A 17,348-nucleotide genomic window follows, 5' to 3' on the forward strand; every position below is an offset into this window, starting at 1 on the left:
CATCGTCCCGATCCCCGCGGAAGGTCCGCTTCCGCCAACCGGGAAGGTCTCTCCCACCGTGACTGCCGCAGCTGCTCGTTCCGCTGCCGTTCTGTGCGCTCTGCGCCGGGCGGCTGCCGGGCGTCGCGTGCTGCAGGCGTTGCTGTTTCTCGGGGGTCTGCTGACGCTCGGCCTTCTCTGCGGCGGTCAGGCCCACGCGGCGGAGTCGCCGGTACGTGTGCCCGCGGTCTCGCACGGTGTCGACGTGACCGGCACGCCTCCGTCGGACCACTTGCCGAACCGCTCCGCCCCGGTGGAGGAACTGCGCCGCGTGGCAACGGATTCCGTGGAGTCGGTGGGCTCCGTGGATTCGGTACGCACGGCGACGCAATTGGTGACGCGACCGGTTGCGCGATCGGTGACGGTGACGACATCGGCAACGGCGTCCGTGAAGGCGTCCGTGACGAAGGCGATCACCGATCCGGTCACGGACATCGTCCTGAATGTCACCCGGCCGCTGACCGAGCCGCTGGCCGAGTCGCTGGCCAAGACCGTTCCGGCACCGCTGACGCCGCAGGCCGGTGGCGACGCGGCACAAGCCCGTACGCCGAAGCTCCCCGCGGACCTGTCCGTGGACGACTCCGGTGCGGCCTCCGCGGCCACAGGCCGGCCGACGGCCGTCAGCCCGGGCAAGAGCTCCGACCGGGACGGCCTCGGGCCGGCGTTCCCCCCGACGGACAGCCGCGGCTTTTCCCACCGGGTGCCCGGCTACGGGGGTTCGTACGACCGGGAGCGGCTCGACGCACGATACGAGCGGCCCGTACCCGCCCCGGCGCCCAGCGCGCCCTGCAACTCCGCGCACGGCGCGGTGCAGCAGTCCGGCGAGACGCACACACCACGCAAGAAAGACCAGCACGCCGCGACGCTCGCGGACGGCTCGCCGTTCGCGCTCGCGTCCGGCGCCGGCTGCGTGTCGGCCCAGGCGCCGACCCGCGAAAGGCCCCGCGAAATCCTCGAATTCCCCGGCTAGGGCAGTCCTTTCCCCGCTCAAGACCTGCCACGCGGGGGTGGGTCAGGTCTGCCCGCCAACCGGATAGTTCCGGACAGCCGAACGCATTCGAAGGATTGACACAAGCATGCACAAGAACATTCGCCGTTCCATAGCCGTCGCCGCCACGGCCACCGGTATGTGGGCCCTCGGGACCGCCGCGGCCAGCGCCGACGAGCTGCCCGTCTCCGTACCGCTGTCGACTCCCGACCAGGCGGCCGATGCGGTCGAGGACGTCAAGGGCGTCGACCTCGGCGCTGTCACGGACCTCGGTGTGGTCAAGGAGCTCGGTGGCGCCGTCCACGGCGTCCAGGGCGTCACGTCCGACGTGCAGGGCAAGGCCGCCGGTACGGCCGACCGGGCCAAGGGTGCCGCGCACGGCGCCACGCAGAACGTCGACGCCGTTCAGGGCGTCCAGGGCGTTCAGGGTGCCCAGAATGTCCAGGGCCTCGGCGCTTTCCAGGCCGTGGAGCAGAACGACGTGCGGGCCGTTGCCGACCAGGCCCGTCAGTACGCCGAGGGCAAGCTGGCGGCGTACGACGTGGCGGCCGGCGTCTCCGACGTGGCCGACACCCAGGGCGAGATCGACTACCTCTTCGGCCCGCTCTCCGCTTTCGCGCCCGAGCTCGAGCAGGCGCCCGGCCACGCGCAGGCCGGCATTCAGGACGGGGTCACCACCGCCACTCCGGTCGTCGACGCCGCCGCGCAGGACGTCCTGCCGCCCGTCGCCGGCCGTGCTGTCGACGGTGTGCTCCCGGTCGCCGGTCAGGCGGTCGGCGACGTCGGCGGCCTCGCCCAGGGCGTGGTCGGCGATGTGACGCCGTTCGCGGGCGGTGTCGTGTCCGAGGTCCAGCCGTTCGCCGGTGGTGTCGTCTCCGAGGTGCAGCCGTTCGTCGGCGGCGTCGGCGGCGCGGTCCAGCCGCTCGTCGAGACCGTCGTCGACCACGTCCAGCCGGTCGTCCACGGCGTCGGCGGCAGCGCCGGCACCCTCGCGCAGGGCGTCGTCGGCGATGTGACGCCGTTCGCCGGTGGTGTCGTCTCCGAGGTCCAGCCGTTCGCGCAGGATCTGTCGGGCACGGTCACGGCGACCCCGCTCGCCGGTAACGCCGTCATCGGCGCCCAGGGCGCGGCCACCTCGGTCACCCCGGGCTACGCGTCGCACCTGACGCAGGGAATCGCGGGTATCTGACGCGGGAATCTCACACAGGGCATCCGACTGGCGGGTCCGATGCTGCACGGGCGGTCCTCATTGGGGTGGGGACCGCCCGGTTCCGTTTGTGGCCCGTCCGGCCCTGCTCCGGCCCGGCCTCGGGCTCGGCCTCCGGCCCCTTCTCCCGCCCCGCTCCGGCTCGGAGTCCGGTGCGATCCGGCACCCCCACCGAGACAGTCTGTGACCGTTATCACCGCCCAGGTGTGATCTGCGATTTAGGGACCTACGTTTCTCGGGGATAACCTGCGAGACGGACATGCCGCGTCCACGGTCACCGTGTACGCCTCCCTTGTGACAGCGCAGTCACGTTGCCCTTCGCGGCACGCCCACGCAGACATAAACCGCGGATCACTAACTGCGACGATGAGAAGCAAAGGGACGGACGCGCGTGGACCTGTTCGAGTACCAGGCGAGGGACCTCTTCGCCAAGCACGGTGTACCGGTGCTGGCCGGTGAAGTCATCGAAACGCCTGAGGCGGCGCGCGAGGCCACTGAACGCCTTGGCGGCAAGTCGGTCGTCAAGGCGCAGGTGAAGGTCGGCGGCCGCGGCAAGGCCGGTGGCGTGAAGCTGGCCGCCACCCCGGACGAGGCCGTCGCCCGCGCGACGGACATTCTCGGCATGGACATCAAGGGCCACACGGTCCACAAGGTGATGATCGCCGAGACCGCTCCCGAGATCGCCGAGGAGTACTACGTTTCGTACCTCCTCGACCGCACCAACCGGACCTTCCTGGCCATGGCGTCGGTCCAGGGCGGCATGGACATCGAGGAGGTCGCGGAGAAGACCCCCGAGGCCCTCGCGAAGGTCCCGGTCAACGCCGTTGACGGCGTGACCATCGAGAAGGCCCGCGAGATCGTCGCGCAGGCGAAGTTCCCGGCCGAGGTCGCCGAGCAGGTCGCCGAGGTCCTGGTGACGCTGTGGGACACCTTCGTGGCCGAGGACGCGCTCCTCGTCGAGGTCAACCCGCTCGCCAAGGTTGCCGACGGCCGCATCATCGCGCTGGACGGCAAGGTGTCTCTCGACGAGAACGCCGACTTCCGTCAGCCCGAGCACGAGGCCCTCGAGGACAAGGCCGCAGCCAACCCGCTCGAGGCTGCCGCCAAGGCCAAGAACCTCAACTACGTCAAGCTCGACGGCGAGGTCGGCATCATCGGCAACGGCGCGGGTCTGGTCATGTCGACCCTCGACGTCGTCGCGTACGCCGGTGAGAACCACGGCAACGTCAAGCCCGCCAACTTCCTCGACATCGGTGGCGGCGCCTCCGCCGAGGTCATGGCGAACGGCCTCGAGATCATCCTCGGCGACCCGGACGTCAAGTCCGTCTTCGTCAACGTCTTCGGTGGCATCACCGCGTGTGACGAGGTCGCCAACGGCATCGTCCAGGCTCTGGCGCTGCTCAAGTCCAAGGGCGAGGACGTCACCAAGCCGCTGGTCGTGCGTCTCGACGGCAACAACGCGGAGCTGGGTCGCAAGATCCTTTCCGACGCGAACCACCCGCTTGTGCAGCGCGTGGACACCATGGACGGCGCGGCCGACAAGGCCGCCGAGCTCGCCGCGGCTGCGAAGTAAGGGACGAGGACTCCACAACCATGGCTATCTTCCTCACCAAGGACAGCAAGGTCATCGTCCAGGGCATGACCGGTGCCACGGGCATGAAGCACACCAAGCTCATGCTGGCTGACGGCACGAACATCGTCGGTGGCGTGAACCCGCGCAAGGCCGGTACGTCCGTCGACATCGACGGCACCGAGGTCCCGGTCTTCGGTTCCGTCAAGGAAGCGATGGAGAAGACGGGCGCCGACGTGTCCGTCCTCTTCGTGCCGCCGGCCTTCGCCAAGGCCGCCGTCGTCGAGGCGATCGACGCCGAGATCGGTCTCGCCGTCGTGATCACCGAGGGCATCGCCGTCCACGACTCGGCCGCCTTCTGGGCGTACGCCGGCGCGAAGGGCAACAAGACCCGGATCATCGGTCCGAACTGCCCCGGTCTGATCACCCCCGGCCAGTCCAACGCGGGCATCATCCCGGGCGACATCACCAAGCCCGGCCGTATCGGTCTCGTGTCCAAGTCCGGCACGCTGACCTACCAGATGATGTACGAGCTCCGTGACATCGGCTTCTCCTCGGCCGTCGGCATCGGTGGCGACCCGGTCATCGGCACGACGCACATCGACGCCCTCGCGGCGTTCGAGGCCGACCCCGAGACCGACCTGATCGTGATGATCGGCGAGATCGGCGGCGACGCCGAGGAGCGTGCGGCGGACTTCATCGCCAAGAACGTGACCAAGCCGGTCGTCGGCTACGTCGCGGGCTTCACCGCGCCCGAGGGCAAGACCATGGGCCACGCCGGCGCCATCGTCTCGGGCTCTTCCGGCACCGCGCAGGCGAAGAAGGAGGCCCTCGAGGCCGCGGGCGTCAAGGTCGGCAAGACGCCGACCGAGACGGCCAAGCTGGCGCGCGAGATCCTCGCAGGCTGACCTTCGGCAGCACGCGCGTACGCGTACGAGTGGGCCCGCACCTCTTCGTGAGGTGCGGGCCCACTCGCGTGTCCGGGCCGAGAGCCGAGAGCCGAGAGCCGAGGGCGGTGGGCTGAGGGTCAGCGAATCTGCGGGACCAGGCGCTCGGGGCCGTGTACCGGCTCGGAGAGGAGCTTCGTGCGCAGCTTGCTGTCCTGCGGGGTCAGCCGCAGCGGGCCGGGCTGCGCCGGTACGCCGGCGACCTGCTCGCCCGGCGGCGGCTGCGGTCGGTACCGCGTCGGCGCGGTGGCCGCGGTGAAAACCGTGGCGCCGATGATCAGCGCGGTGACGGCGATGGTGGTCCGCGTCCAGAACCGGGCACGGCGCTCGCTGCCGGTCCGTACGGTGCGGGCGGGCGTCAGATGCGAGACCGGCTGGGAGCTCGCGAGCGCCATGAGCCGGTCGTGCAGCACCTCCGTCTCGCTCAGTTCCGGCAGCCGCTCGGTGATGGCGGCCCGCGCATGGAGCACCCGGTTCGCGGTGGCCGGGGTGCTCGCCTCGGTCTCGGCCGCCGTTTCGGGCAGGTCCAGGCCGAGGCCGTCGTAGAGCAGCAGCGTGCGGCGGTACGAAGGGGGCAGCTCGAGCAGCGCGTCGAGCAGCGCACGGCGATGCGGCTCCATGGCAGATTCGTCGGTCTGCTGGTGGACGCGCCGCAGCCGGTGCCAGGGGGACACGGCGTACTCGTACGCGGCGGCTCGCACCCAGCCCACGGGGTCGCGGTCGACGGCGACCTCGGGCCAGTTCTGCCAGGCGAGGTGGAAGGCGCGCTCGACCGACTCCTCGGAGAGCCGACGCAGGCCGGTGAGCACGAAGGTCTGGCGTACGAGAGCGGGGGCGGCGTACGAGTACAGCGCGTCGAACGCCTCTTCGGCGGTGAGCGCGGCGGGCGGTTCCGTGGTCGCCGTGGTCTCTGTGGTCTGTGCCGTCTCCGTGGCCTCCGCCGACTTGTGGCTCCGCTGCGCACGGGTCTTGCGGGACGGTGGGGCGGTCGTTCCGGAGTGCGGAGAGGCCGGGGCCGGGCCGATGCTGACGGTGGTCATCGCCCGGACCATCTTGGCGGGCACGGCCGAGGTGACCGCCGCGGACGGCTTGGCCGCTCGTTTGACGGCGGGCATGGGCCGGGTGTTCGCGCCGCCGGACTCCTTGGTACGGGAGGTACGGGACAGGGGTGCGGGCTTGGTGTGGGCCGGGGGGTCGGCCGACGGTGCGGACGCAGGTGCGGGTTCGGGGCCGGGTTCGGGGCCGGGCGCAGGTCCTGGCGCGGGTGTGCGTGCGGGTTCCGGTTCGGCGGAGGCCTCACAGGGCGGTTCTTCCTCGCCGGCGGACGATTGCCCGAGTTCCGCCGCGATGTCGGCCAGCAGCTTCGCGTACGCCTCGCGCTTGCGCCCCCGCGGGCTGGTGCGGCCGGCCTCCCATGACCTGACCGTCGCCCGCGTGACGCCGATCGCCGTCGCGACCTGCTCCTCGCTGAGTGGCTTCGCCTCGCGCAGCCGACGCCGCTCCTTGGGGGAGGGAAGGGGGATGCCGGAAGCGGAGTGTGTCGTGCTCTGCGTCATGAGGGGCTCCTGGCAGCACTGCACTCGGCAGAAAAGTACATAACCGTATATTGAGCGACACAGCGGCTATTCGCCTGTTACGCGATTAAAGAGCGTGTCGTTGGCAGCATGGCGCCGTGACCCAATTGACCGATCACAGCCCCTCGACGTCGCAGGCCCCGGTAGCCGTGCAAGGGTGCCGTCCTGCCACGTCGGCCACCTTCGTCGTGCGCGGTGCGATCGCGGCGGGGCTCGGGCTCGGTGCGGTCGCCGTCCTGGTGATGGTGATGTGGATCAGCTCCCCGTCCCCGGACAACGGTCCGAGCGGGGCGCTGCACGTCGCCGCCGGGCTGTGGCTGCTGGCGCACGGCACGGAGCTCGTACGGGCCGACACGCTCTCCGGGAGCCCGGCGCCGATGGGGGTCGTACCGCTGCTGTTCGTCGTGCTGCCCGCCGTGCTGGTGCACCGGGCGGCGGCGCGCGATGCGCGCGAACCCGACGAAGGGCAGCCCAGACTGTCGGTGCGGGCCGCCGTGTGCGCCGTCACCACCGGATATCTGCTGGTCGGTGGGTGTGTCGTGTTCTATGCCGCGGGTGGTCCGCTCGCGGCGAACCCTCTCAGCGCGCTGTTCCACCTGCCGGTGACGACCGGTGCCGCGGCGGCGGCCGGGGTGTGGACGGCGAGCGGCCGGCCGCTCGGGCCGCTGCCGGCCCGGCTGCCCGAGCGGCTACGGGTGGAGCTCGCCCGCACCCGGGTGGCCGTGGCGCTGCGGTCGGCCGTCGCGGCGGCGCTCGCGCTGCTCGGTGGGGGCGCGCTGCTGGTGGTGGTGTCGCTGGTGTGGCACGCGGAGGCGGCGCAGGAATCGCTCGTGCACCTCTCGGACGGGTGGTCGGGCCGGTTCGCGGTGCTGCTGCTGGCGCTTGCGCTGCTGCCGAACGCGGTGGTGTGGGGCACGGCGTACGGACTCGGTCCCGGGTTCGCGCTCGGCACGGGGTCGACGGCGACGCCGCTGGCCCTGACCGGGACCCCGGCGCTGCCGCACTTCCCGCTGCTCGCCGCGGTCCCGGCGGAGGGGGACGGGACGCCGCTGAACTGGGCGGTGGTGGTGCCTGTGGCCGCGGCGGCGATGATCGCGTGGTTCACGGCACGGACGGCGGCGCCGAAGCACGGAGCGCGGGAAGAGGCGTGGGACCCGCGCGAGACGGCGCTCACGGCGCTTCTGGGAGCGGTGGGCTGTGCGCTCCTGACGACGCTCCTGGCGGCCGTGGCGGGTGGCCCGCTCGGGACCGGGGACCTGGCGGCGTTCGGTCCGGTGTGGTGGCTGACGGGGCCGGCGGCGCTGGTGTGGTCGGCGGGACTGGGGGTGCCGGGGGCGCTCGGGGTGCGGGCATGGCGGCTGCGGACATGGCGACTGCCTGCGTGCCGGCTGCGGGCGTGGCGACTGCCGGGGTGGCGGCTGTGGACATGGCGGCTGCCGGCGTGGCGCCTCCCGGCGTGGCGGCTGTCGGGGCGCCGGGACGATGGCGTGGCTTCCGCGCCCGATCCCGTGGACCCGGATCCTGGCCCGGCCCTGGCCCCGACCCCGGACGGAGATCCGGACTTCGAGGCGTACGACTTCCTGCCGGCCGGCTCGTGGAGCGAGAGGGGTGCGTGGGGCGCGCGGGGCGCACGGGAGGCACGGGAGGCGCGGCGGGCGGCGCTCAAGGAGGCGTCGGGTGGCTTGATGGCGGCGTTTCCGCCGGCATCTCCGCGGGCGTTTCCGCCGGCGTCTCCCAGGGCCGAGGCGCCCGCGGCGGCGGGCCCGGAGAAGCCTGCGTACCCAGCGGCCCCGGAAGGCGCGGCGGAGCCCCCGGCACCGCCCCTTCCAGGAACTGGGGGCGGCCTCCCGGACACCCTCCCCGGGGAAGAGAAACGCGCGGACTGAACGCCCCCACCTCCATGGCGGCAGAGCTTCGCGCCGCCGGGCCCCGCGGACCGGGGCGCTACTCCTTGACGCCGATCACTCCGCGGAGCGGGTCCGGGAGCAGCTCGTTGCAGGACAGCTGGCCTGTCTTCGTCAGGGCGTCGTTCACGCACGTGTAGTAGTCGCGGTAGACGAGCTGCGCCGTGAACGACCCTGCCACGATCACCAGCGCGATGCTCGCCATCACCAGTCCGGTCACCGCCGCGGTGATCTGCGGCTTGCCCGAGGACGGAGGTGTCGTGGGCATCGGAGGGGGTGTGGCGGATGTCACATTGGCGGCCGGGCGGCGCTGGGGCTTGGCGCGCAGGGAGCTGATGCTCCAGTACAGCGCCAGCGCGCCCAGCAGCAGGGCGACCTCCGGGAAGTCGAACAGCGCGAAGAAGAACGCCCACATGCCGGAGAGCAGTGCGTACCGGGCGCGGCGCTGGGCCGGGTCCGTCGGGTCCCACTTCAGGCCGCCGCCGGAGCCGCCGTCAGGACCCTTCTGACCGCCGCCGCCGTTCTGGCCGTTCTGGCCGTTCTGGCCGCCGGGGCGGCCGCCGAAGCCGCCGCCCGAGGAGCGTCCCGGCTGTCGGCTGCTCCACTGGCTGCCCCAGCCGGAGCGGTCGCCGGAGGAGCCCGAGGGGTCGGAGGAACCTGAGGAGGACGACGAGGAGTCGTCGGAGGAGCCGTCGTTCGCCGGGCGGCGCGGGTGCCAGGGCTGGTCGGGCCTGCCCTCCGGGGGCGGCGCGAAGGGGTTGTTGTCGTCCGTGGACTGGCGTTCCCGCGGCAACAGGAGGTCCGTACGGTGGCGTCGGTCCGGCATTTGGTGAACGTCTTCCCCTCAGACCCAGCACATGTGGGGTCTTGTGTCGTCGTGCCCGTCGGGGGACGGGTCCTGTCCCCAGACGCTACCTCCCGGCCACGCCCCCGTCCCGTGGGGGCCGTTCTGTGTGCCGGTATCGTTGCTGACGGTCGGCTCCTTCGTAGAGTTCCCCGTATTGAGGGGCGCGATTCGTTCGTACGACCACACAAAGCCGCACAGCAACGCGAGAAAGAGACCCGCCGTGGCCTCCCCGCCCCCCTCCGCCCGAACCGCCCGCCTTGTGGTGCTGGTCTCCGGCTCCGGTACGAATCTCCAGGCCCTGCTCGATGCGATCGCCGCCGACCCGCACGGCTTCGGCGCCGAGATCGTGGCCGTCGGGGCCGACCGGGACGGGATCGCCGGTCTGGAGCGTGCCGAGCGCGCCGGACTCCCCACCTTCGTGTGCAGGGTGAAGGACTACGCGACCCGCGAGGCGTGGGACGCGGCACTCACCGAGGCGACGGCCGTGTACGCACCGGATCTGGTGGTCTCGGCCGGCTTCATGAAGATCGTGGGGAAGGAATTCCTCGCACGGTTCGGCGGGCGTTTCGTCAACACGCACCCCGCCCTGCTGCCCAGCTTTCCCGGGGCCCACGGTGTACGCGACGCGCTCGCGTACGGCGCGAAGGTCACCGGCTGCACCGTCCACTTCGTCGACGACGGCGTCGACACCGGGCCGATCATCGCGCAGGGCGTGATCGAGGTCCGGGACGAGGACGACGAAGCCGCTCTGCACGAGCGCATCAAGGAAATCGAGCGACAGCTGCTCGTCGATGTCGTGGGGCGTCTGGCCCGTAACGGCTACCGCATTGAGGGACGAAAGGTAGTTATCCCGTGACCGCCGAATCCATGAAGCGGCCCATCCGGCGCGCGCTGGTCAGCGTCTACGACAAGACGGGTCTCGAGGAGCTCGCCCGCGGCCTCCACGAGGCGGGCGTCGAGCTCGTCTCGACCGGCTCGACCGCCGCGAAGATCGCCGCGGCCGGGGTGCCGGTCACCAAGGTCGAGGAGCTGACGGGCTTCCCCGAGTGCCTGGACGGCCGGGTCAAGACGCTGCACCCCCGCGTGCACGCGGGAATCCTCGCCGACCTGCGGCTCGAGGATCACCAGCGGCAGCTCGCCGAGCTGGGCGTGGAGCCGTTCGGCCTGGTGGTCGTGAACCTGTATCCGTTCAAGGAGACGGTCCAGTCGGGGGCCACCCCCGACGAGTGCGTCGAGCAGATCGACATCGGCGGCCCCTCGATGGTCCGCGCCGCCGCCAAGAACCACCCCTCGGTGGCCGTGGTGACCAGCCCGAAGCGGTACGCCGACGTGCTGGCAGCGGTCAAGGGGGGCGGCTTCGATCTGACCGCCCGCAAGCGGCTGGCCGCGGAAGCGTTCCAGCACACCGCCGCGTACGACGTGGCGGTGGCGAGCTGGTTCACCAACGTGTACGCCGCCGACGAGGACGCGGACCTGCCCGAGTTCCTCGGCAAGACCTGGGAGCGCAAGTCCTCCCTCCGCTACGGCGAGAACCCGCACCAGGGCGCGGCCCTGTACACCGACGGTCTGCGGGGCGGTCTCGCCAACGCCGAGCAGCTGCACGGCAAGGAGATGTCCTTCAACAACTACGTGGACACCGAGGCCGCCCGCCGCGCCTCCTTCGACCACGACGAGCCGTGCGTCGCGATCATCAAGCACGCCAACCCGTGCGGCATCGCGATCGGCGCGGACGTCGCCGAGGCGCACCGCAAGGCGCACGCCTGCGACCCGCTGTCCGCGTTCGGCGGCGTCATCGCCGTCAACCGCCCCGTCTCCAAGGAGATGGCCGAGCAGGTCGCGGAGATCTTCACCGAGGTCATCGCCGCACCCGACTACGAGGACGGCGCGGTCGAGATCCTCGCCCGCAAGAAGAACATCCGGGTCCTGAAGGTCGAGGGCTTCCCGGTCGCGATGATCGACGACATCAAGCCGGTCTCCGGTGGCGCGGTCGTCCAGCACCCCGATGTCTTCCAGGCCGAGGGCGACGACCCGGCGGACTGGACGCTCGCGACCGGCGAGGCGCTGTCGGCCGACGAGCTGAAGGAGCTCGCCTTCGCCTGGCGCGCCTGTCGCGCGGTCAAGTCCAACGCGATCCTGCTCGCCAAGGGCGGCGCGTCCGTGGGCGTCGGCATGGGCCAGGTCAACCGCGTCGACTCCGCGAAGCTCGCGGTGGAGCGCGCAGGCGCGGAGCGCGCCCAGGGCTCGTACGCCGCGTCGGACGCGTTCTTCCCCTTCCCGGACGGCCTGGAGATCCTGGTTGCCGCGGGCATCAAGGCCGTGGTGCAGCCGGGCGGTTCGGTCCGTGACGAGCTGGTCGTCGAGGCCGCGAAGAAGGCGGGCGTGACCATGTACTTCACCGGGACGCGGCACTTCTTCCACTGAGCGGTGCCGGCCGGCGCCGGCGACGTACCGTCCTGAACGCAAGGGGCGTTCCCCGGAGCTCACCTCCGGGGAACGCCCCTTGCGCTGTTGAGCACGGGCCTTGAGGACTCCTCGGCCGAGGGGTGGCCGTTGTTCCCGCTCGGCGGGCCCGTCGTGGAGGGGGCGGCTGCTCGTTCCGGCAGTGGCCTGGGTGTGCGGTGCAGTTGCGCGAGGGTACGTGCAAGGCGGGTGCGGCAGGGGCCCAAAATCGACGCGAATGTGCCGGTAGAACGGCCGAAGGCCGTAAACCAGCCGGTCGGCGGGTTTACGGCCTTCGATTTTGCAACGCAGAGTGCAGAGCGCTGCGTTCGGTCACATGCCTCAGTGGCGCGGGCGGCCGAACCAGGCACCGCCGTCGGCCTTGCCGACGAAGACGGTGATGAGGATGGCGAGCACGGTGTGCACCAGGCCGACGATGACGAACGGGTAGATGCCCAGAACCGCCGTGATGATGCCGAAGACCATCGCGGTGACGCGGATGCCGTTGCCGCCGCTGCTGAACTTCGCGCCGAGCACGATCGCGAGCACACCCCAGGCCAGGATGACGAAGGCGACGGCCCACACCGCGCCCACCGACCAGTCGGCGACCTGCTGGAACTGGACGTCGTCCTTGAGCGCCGGGTCGTCCTTGGCCTTGCTGACACCGAAGGCGGCCAGGGCGGCGAAGATCGCGCCGATCACCTGGAAGCCACCGATGATGAACAGCATCACGCGGGCAGCCTTCACACCGCCCGGCATCTCGGTCGGGCCGCCCGGGAAGCCGCTGCCGTCGTACGGCTGGACCGGCGGGGCCTGCGGGTAGCCGTATCCGGGCTGCTGGCCCTGGGGCTGGCCCTGGGGGTAGCCGTAGCCCGGCTGGCCCTGCTGCTGGCCGTAAGGGTTGTTCGGGTCGCCGAAGCTCATGGCGGGTTTCCTCCGTTGGAAAGTGCGGGGACAACGCGGTCCGAGCGGAGGAACATCACAAAACAGCGGTTTGCCCCCCGGCACTGCCCGCGGCACTGCGCGGCTCATCGTCGTATTACCGCCGACTTTTTGTCCAGTCGGATGCGTATGTGTTGTGCAAGTGCAACCTCTTGTTCCACGCGGTGACCCGGCGCGGTGGTCCCGAATTGGAACCGGGGAGGGTCCATCCGCGAGGATGGGTGCATGACTGCCCAGATTCTCGATGGCAAGGCCACCGCAGCCGCGATCAAGTCCGATCTGACCGTCCGCGTGGCGGCTCTCAAGGAGCGAGGCATCACCCCCGGTCTCGGGACCCTGCTCGTCGGGGACGACCCGGGCAGCCGCTGGTACGTCAACGGCAAGCACCGTGACTGTGCGCAGGTCGGCATTGCCTCGATCCAGCGCGAACTGCCGGACACCGCCACACAGGAGGAGATCGAGGCGGTCGTACGTGAGCTCAACGACAACCCCGAGTGCACGGGCTACATCGTCCAACTCCCGCTTCCCAAGGGAATCGACACCAACCGTGTCCTGGAGCTGATGGATCCGGCCAAGGACGCGGACGGCCTGCACCCGATGAGCCTCGGACGGCTGGTGCTGAACGAGACGGGGCCGCTGCCCTGCACTCCGTACGGCATCGTCCAGCTGCTCCGGCACCACGGCGTGGAGATCAACGGCGCGCATGTCGTGGTCGTAGGCCGCGGCATCACCATCGGTCGGCCGATGCCGCTGGTGCTGACCCGCAAGTCCGAGAACGCGACGGTGACGCAGTGCCACACGGGTACCCGTGATCTGTCGGCGCAGCTGAAGCAGGCGGACATCATCGTCGCGGCGGCCGGTGTGCCGCACCTGGTCAAGCCCGAGGACGTGAAGCCCGGCGCAGCCGTTCTCGACGTCGGCGTCAGCCGTGACGAGAACGGAAAGATCGTCGGAGATGTGCACCCCGGGGTCGCCGAGGTGGCCGGCTGGGTCGCCCCGAACCCGGGCGGCGTCGGCCCGATGACCCGTGCGCAGCTGCTGGTCAACGTCGTCGAGGCGGCCGAGCGCGCCGCTTCGGCTGCGACCGCGGGCTGACCGGGACCCGGACCGGGGAAGAGCGGAAGGGCGTGCCCATGGGCGTGCAGGAGAAGGACGGGGCCACGGGCGACGGCCTGCCGGAGGCAGCCGCCGCGGGGGCCCGTGAGGCCGGGAGCGGCACTGAATCCGGTCCCGGGGGCGAGGTCGCGCCGGAGCGGGGTACGGCCGTGCCGGAGACGGCCGTGGACGACGCCGAGCGGGACGATGCCGAGCGGGACGACGCCGAGCGGAGCGGTACGGAACCGGTCGGCACCGAGCCTGCCGCGGCCGACGCGGCCGACGGGGCCGACGCGGCCGACGGGGCCGACGCGGCCGACGGGGCCGACGGGGCCGACGCGGCCGATGTGGTCGTGGGCCCCGACGGAGAGGTCGAGGCCAAGGGCGTGGTCAGCGCGCCGGGACCGGAAGGGGAACCCGCCCGCACCACTCGGCGCTTCCCCTCCGTCACGCGCGACACCGCCCGCCCCGAGGGCGGTGGGCGGGCCGCATCCGGGGACGCGTCCGCTCCCGCACGGCAGTGGCCGCTGCTCCTCGTGCTCGCGCTGACCGGGAGCGGTCTGCTGATCGTCGGTATCGACGGCTTCGCCGACGCCTTCCGGGTGGGCACCATCCTCATCGGCGTGGCTCTGATCACCGGCGCCGTACTCCGCCGCGTCCTGCCCTCCGTCGGCATGCTCGCGGTACGCTCGCGCTTCACCGACATGGTCACGTTCTGCGTGCTGGGCACCCTGATCGTGCTGCTCGCTCTCATGACGCAGCCGAAGCCCTGGCTGGACGTCCCGTTCCTCGAGGATGCCGTCCACTTCACCGTCCGATAACCGCACGGATTATCCCGACGTCGAGTATCTTGACGACGAGATAAATCGACGAGTCTGAGCATCTCCGAGGCATCAAGGACATCGCCGACCCAGCCGAAGCGCGAGAAGGACGTTCCTCCTCATGGTCAAGATCAAGGTAGCCAACCCCGTCGTCGAGCTCGACGGCGACGAGATGACCCGCATCATCTGGTCCTTCATCAAGGACAAGCTGATCCTTCCGTACCTCGATGTCGAGCTGAAGTACTTCGACCTGGGCATCGAGCACCGCGACGCCACCAGCGACCAGGTGACCATCGACGCCGCCAACGCCATCAGGGAGCACGGCGTCGGCGTGAAGTGCGCGACGATCACGCCGGACGAGGCGCGGGTCGAGGAGTTCAACCTCAAGGCGATGTACCGCTCGCCGAACGGCACCATCCGCAACATCCTCGGCGGCGTGATCTTCCGTGAGCCGATCATCATGGAGAACGTGCCGCGCCTGGTCCCGGGCTGGACCAAGCCGATCGTCGTCGGCCGTCACGCCTTCGGCGACCAGTATCGCGCCACCGAACTGAAGGTCCCGGGCCCGGGCACCCTCACCATGACCTTCACCCCGAAGGACGGCTCCGAACCGGTCGAGCTCGAGGTCCACGAGTTCCCGGGCGCCGGTGTCGCGCTGTCGATGTACAACCACGACGAGTCAATCCGCGACTTCGCGCGCGCCTCGTTCCGGTACGGCCTGGCCCGTGAGTACCCGGTCTACATGTCCACGAAGAACACGATCCTCAAGAAGTACGACGGCCGCTTCAAGGACATCTTCCAGGAGATCTTCGACGCCGAGTTCAGGACGGCCTTCGACGCCAAGGGCCTCACTTACGAGCACCGCCTGATCGACGACATGGTTGCCTCGGCGCTGAAGTGGGAGGGCGGCTACGTCTGGGCGTGCAAGAACTACGACGGCGACGTCCAGTCCGACATCGTCGCCCAGGGCTTCGGCTCGCTCGGCCTGATGACCTCGGTCCTGATGTCCCCGGACGGCAAGACCATCGAGGCCGAGGCGGCGCACGGCACGGTCACCCGCCACTACCGCCAACACCAGCAGGGCAAGGCGACCTCGACCAACCCGATCGCCTCGATCTTCGCCTGGACCCGTGGTCTCGCCCACCGAGGCAAGCTGGACGGCACCCCCGAGGTCACCAGGTTCGCCGAGACGCTCGAGCAGGTCTGCGTCGAGACCGTCGAGAGCGGCCGGATGACCAAGGATCTGGCGCTGCTGATCTCGAAGGACGCCCCGTGGCTGACCACGGAGCAGTTCCTGGACGTGCTGGACGCCAACCTGCAGAAGAAGATGGCCTCGGCCTGATCTTCCGTACGACCGTACGACGCGGATACGAGCCTGCACACGACAGCGCCCGTCCTCTCCCCCGAGGGAGGACGGGCGCTGTCGTGTTTCAAGAGTCATGGACGCGCCAATCGCGTTCAAGGGGCGCCAGTTGCCTGTGGCACGGAAGTGACGATTCCGCCACGGTGTGATCGTTGAGCTACGGATGGGAGACTGAGGCGGCATCCGGGTCCCGGAGCGCACACGGGGGCGCGCCGACTCTCCCGAATGCTCCCGTGTACGCCGAAATCAGGAACTGACATCCTGACCCTGCGCATCCCACTGGGTAGTCCGGAACGCGGACGCCCGAGGGGGCACCGCAGGGGGGCACCACAGCGCGGGGCACATCACGCACGTTCGGGGAGAAGGGGGGAAGCAATGCCTCGTTGGAAGGAACTACCGGAGGGGCTCGACCCGCAGGTCCGCGAGTTCGCCAGCCAACTGCGTCGGCTCGTCGACCGCAGCGGGCTGAGCATCGCCGCGGTGGCGGACCGTACCGGCTACAGCAAGACATCGTGGGAGCGGTATCTGAACGGGCGGCTGCTCGCGCCCAAGGGCGCGATCGTCGCACTGGCCGACGTGACCGGTACGAACACGGTTCATCTGACCACCATGTGGGAGCTCGCGGAGCGCGCCTGGAGCCGCTCCGAGATGCGCCACGACATGACGATGGAAGCGATACGTATCTCCCAGGCGCGGGCGGCGCTCGGGGAGTTCGGTCCTGCGCAGGCAGGCGCGACGAGCAGCCGCGCGGGCGGCGGCGGCCGGACTGCCGCGCCCGCGGGGCCTCCTGCGCAGCGGGGCTCGGACCGGCTCGCCCCGGACCCGCTCGGTCCCGACCCGCTCGGCCAGGACCCGCTCGGCCCTGGCCGGGTCGGCTCCGCGGCCGGTGGCGCCGGTGCCGGTGCCGGTGGCCGTGCCGGTTCCGCGGAGCGTGCGCCGTACGAGCCGCCACGGGGCGGTCCCGGCCGCCAGGGCTCCTCGGCCACGCCGCCCGGCGCCCCGGGATCCCGCGGTCAGGGAGGCGGAAAGCGCAAGGTCACCCTGTTCCTGGCCGGTGTCACCGGCGCGCTGCTGGTGATAGCCGCGGCCGTGCTGCTGACCGATCTGGGCGGGGACGGCGAGAAGAAGCCCGCCACGAAGGCGCCCTCCGCCACGCCGACCACCAGCAGCCCGCAGCTGCCGGCCGGCGTCAAGTGCAGCGGTGCCGACTGCACGGGCCAGGACCCGGAAACCATGGGCTGCGGCGGAGAGTTCGCCAAGACCGTCTCCACCGCGACGGTCGGCAAGGCCGTGGTCGAAGTCCGGTACAGCAAGACCTGTGGGGCGGCCTGGGCCCGTCTCACCCAGGCGGCACCCGGCGACACGGTGCAGATCTCGGTGGGCGGCAAGGGCGCGCAGAACGGCCTGGTGAACGTGGACAAGGACGCGTACACCCCCATGACCGCGGCGTCGGCACCGGCCGACGCCAAGGCCTGCGCCACGCTCAAGGCGGGTGGGAAGGGCTGCACCACGCCGCAGTGAGCCGCGCAACAAGGGGGCGCGGGGCGGCGGGGTTCCGGGTCGGATAGCCTGACCGCTGGATATCTCTTCACGTCAAGATTCAGTTCGGGAC

15 protein-coding genes are annotated in these 17,348 nt (G+C 70.8%); 11 read left to right on the plus strand and 4 right to left on the minus strand.

Features of this window, described 5'->3' with window-relative positions; genetic code table 11:
* Window positions 1-186: 186 nt before the first annotated feature.
* Window positions 187-468: a hypothetical protein gene (locus OG883_RS02755; RefSeq protein WP_266534427.1), complete on the minus strand. Its 282-nt coding sequence runs from the start codon at window positions 466-468 to the stop codon at window positions 187-189.
* Between OG883_RS02755 and OG883_RS02760 the strand changes: the two genes are divergently transcribed.
* The 4 genes from OG883_RS02760 (at window position 440) to sucD (ending at window position 4,712) form a co-directional block, all read left to right on the plus strand.
* Entirely contained in the window at window positions 440-1,009 is a 570-nt protein-coding gene (locus OG883_RS02760) for a hypothetical protein (protein ID WP_266534429.1), read from the plus strand. The genes OG883_RS02755 and OG883_RS02760 overlap by 29 nt on opposite strands.
* Window positions 1,010-1,115: 106 nt before the next feature.
* Window positions 1,116-2,216 carry a hypothetical protein gene (locus OG883_RS02765; RefSeq protein WP_266534432.1) on the plus strand — a complete coding sequence of 367 codons (1,101 nt, stop codon included), beginning with the start codon at window positions 1,116-1,118 and terminating at the stop codon, window positions 2,214-2,216.
* 409 nt (window positions 2,217-2,625) lie between these two features.
* Window positions 2,626-3,807 (plus strand): ADP-forming succinate--CoA ligase subunit beta, encoded by a 1,182-nt coding sequence (sucC, locus tag OG883_RS02770; protein ID WP_266534435.1) that lies wholly within the window; start codon window positions 2,626-2,628, stop codon window positions 3,805-3,807.
* A gap of 20 nt (window positions 3,808-3,827) precedes the next feature.
* Entirely contained in the window at window positions 3,828-4,712 is an 885-nt protein-coding gene (sucD, locus tag OG883_RS02775) for a succinate--CoA ligase subunit alpha (protein ID WP_266534438.1), read from the plus strand.
* A 119-nt stretch (window positions 4,713-4,831) separates the two neighbouring features.
* Here the strand turns inward: sucD and OG883_RS02780 are convergent, their stop codons facing one another.
* The gene (locus tag OG883_RS02780; protein WP_266534441.1) at window positions 4,832-6,307 is read right to left on the minus strand and encodes a sigma factor-like helix-turn-helix DNA-binding protein; all 1,476 of its coding nucleotides are present in this window, start codon (window positions 6,305-6,307) and stop codon (window positions 4,832-4,834) included.
* A gap of 116 nt (window positions 6,308-6,423) precedes the next feature.
* Between OG883_RS02780 and OG883_RS02785 the strand changes: the two genes are divergently transcribed.
* Entirely contained in the window at window positions 6,424-8,211 is a 1,788-nt protein-coding gene (locus OG883_RS02785; protein ID WP_266534443.1) for a DUF6350 family protein, read from the plus strand.
* Between the two features lie 58 nt (window positions 8,212-8,269).
* On the opposite strand, the gene OG883_RS02790 is transcribed toward OG883_RS02785, so the two are convergent.
* Window positions 8,270-9,055: a hypothetical protein gene (locus tag OG883_RS02790; RefSeq protein WP_266534446.1), complete on the minus strand. Its 786-nt coding sequence runs from the start codon at window positions 9,053-9,055 to the stop codon at window positions 8,270-8,272.
* 241 nt (window positions 9,056-9,296) lie between these two features.
* Here OG883_RS02790 and purN point away from each other — a divergent pair, with 241 nt between their 5' ends.
* Both purN and purH read left to right on the plus strand, forming a co-directional pair.
* Complete coding sequence (gene purN, locus OG883_RS02795) at window positions 9,297-9,932, plus strand: phosphoribosylglycinamide formyltransferase (protein WP_266534449.1); 636 nt, start codon at window positions 9,297-9,299, stop codon at window positions 9,930-9,932.
* Entirely contained in the window at window positions 9,929-11,497 is a 1,569-nt protein-coding gene (gene purH, locus OG883_RS02800) for a bifunctional phosphoribosylaminoimidazolecarboxamide formyltransferase/IMP cyclohydrolase (RefSeq protein WP_266534451.1), read from the plus strand. The genes purN and purH overlap by 4 nt, the downstream gene beginning before the upstream one ends.
* 360 nt (window positions 11,498-11,857) lie before the next feature.
* Here the strand turns inward: purH and OG883_RS02805 are convergent, their stop codons facing one another.
* The gene (locus OG883_RS02805) at window positions 11,858-12,439 is read right to left on the minus strand and encodes a hypothetical protein (protein ID WP_266534454.1); all 582 of its coding nucleotides are present in this window, start codon (window positions 12,437-12,439) and stop codon (window positions 11,858-11,860) included.
* Between the two features lie 243 nt (window positions 12,440-12,682).
* Between OG883_RS02805 and OG883_RS02810 the strand changes: the two genes are divergently transcribed.
* From OG883_RS02810 to OG883_RS02825, 4 genes are all read left to right on the plus strand, one after another.
* Complete coding sequence (locus OG883_RS02810; protein WP_266534459.1) at window positions 12,683-13,552, plus strand: bifunctional methylenetetrahydrofolate dehydrogenase/methenyltetrahydrofolate cyclohydrolase; 870 nt, start codon at window positions 12,683-12,685, stop codon at window positions 13,550-13,552.
* Window positions 13,553-13,590: 38 nt separating this feature from the next.
* The gene (locus OG883_RS02815) at window positions 13,591-14,373 is read left to right on the plus strand and encodes a DUF3017 domain-containing protein (protein WP_266534462.1); all 783 of its coding nucleotides are present in this window, start codon (window positions 13,591-13,593) and stop codon (window positions 14,371-14,373) included.
* A 121-nt stretch (window positions 14,374-14,494) separates the two neighbouring features.
* Window positions 14,495-15,715 carry an NADP-dependent isocitrate dehydrogenase gene (locus tag OG883_RS02820; protein ID WP_266534465.1) on the plus strand — a complete coding sequence of 407 codons (1,221 nt, stop codon included), beginning with the start codon at window positions 14,495-14,497 and terminating at the stop codon, window positions 15,713-15,715.
* Window positions 15,716-16,111: 396 nt separating this feature from the next.
* On the plus strand, window positions 16,112-17,257 hold the full coding sequence (locus tag OG883_RS02825; protein WP_266534467.1) for an XRE family transcriptional regulator: 1,146 nt from the start codon (window positions 16,112-16,114) through the stop codon (window positions 17,255-17,257).
* Window positions 17,258-17,348 lie beyond the last annotated feature (91 nt).

Origin of the sequence: Streptomyces sp. NBC_01142, assembly GCF_026341125.1 — a bacterium.
Lineage (GTDB): Bacteria > Actinomycetota > Actinomycetes > Streptomycetales > Streptomycetaceae > Streptomyces.

Coding starts and splice junctions, on each gene's coding strand:
- OG883_RS02765 (WP_266534432.1), top strand. CDS start 1,116: ATGCACAAGAACATTCGCCGTTCCATAGCCGTCGCCGCCACGGCCACC.
- OG883_RS02825 (WP_266534467.1), top strand. CDS start 16,112: ATGCCTCGTTGGAAGGAACTACCGGAGGGGCTCGACCCGCAGGTCCGC.
- OG883_RS02810 (WP_266534459.1), top strand. CDS start 12,683: ATGACTGCCCAGATTCTCGATGGCAAGGCCACCGCAGCCGCGATCAAG.
- OG883_RS02805 (WP_266534454.1), bottom strand. CDS start 12,439: ATGAGCTTCGGCGACCCGAACAACCCTTACGGCCAGCAGCAGGGCCAG.
- OG883_RS02780 (WP_266534441.1), bottom strand. CDS start 6,307: ATGACGCAGAGCACGACACACTCCGCTTCCGGCATCCCCCTTCCCTCC.
- sucD (WP_266534438.1), top strand. CDS start 3,828: ATGGCTATCTTCCTCACCAAGGACAGCAAGGTCATCGTCCAGGGCATG.
- OG883_RS02815 (WP_266534462.1), top strand. CDS start 13,591: ATGGGCGTGCAGGAGAAGGACGGGGCCACGGGCGACGGCCTGCCGGAG.
- OG883_RS02790 (WP_266534446.1), bottom strand. CDS start 9,055: ATGCCGGACCGACGCCACCGTACGGACCTCCTGTTGCCGCGGGAACGC.
- OG883_RS02820 (WP_266534465.1), top strand. CDS start 14,495: ATGGTCAAGATCAAGGTAGCCAACCCCGTCGTCGAGCTCGACGGCGAC.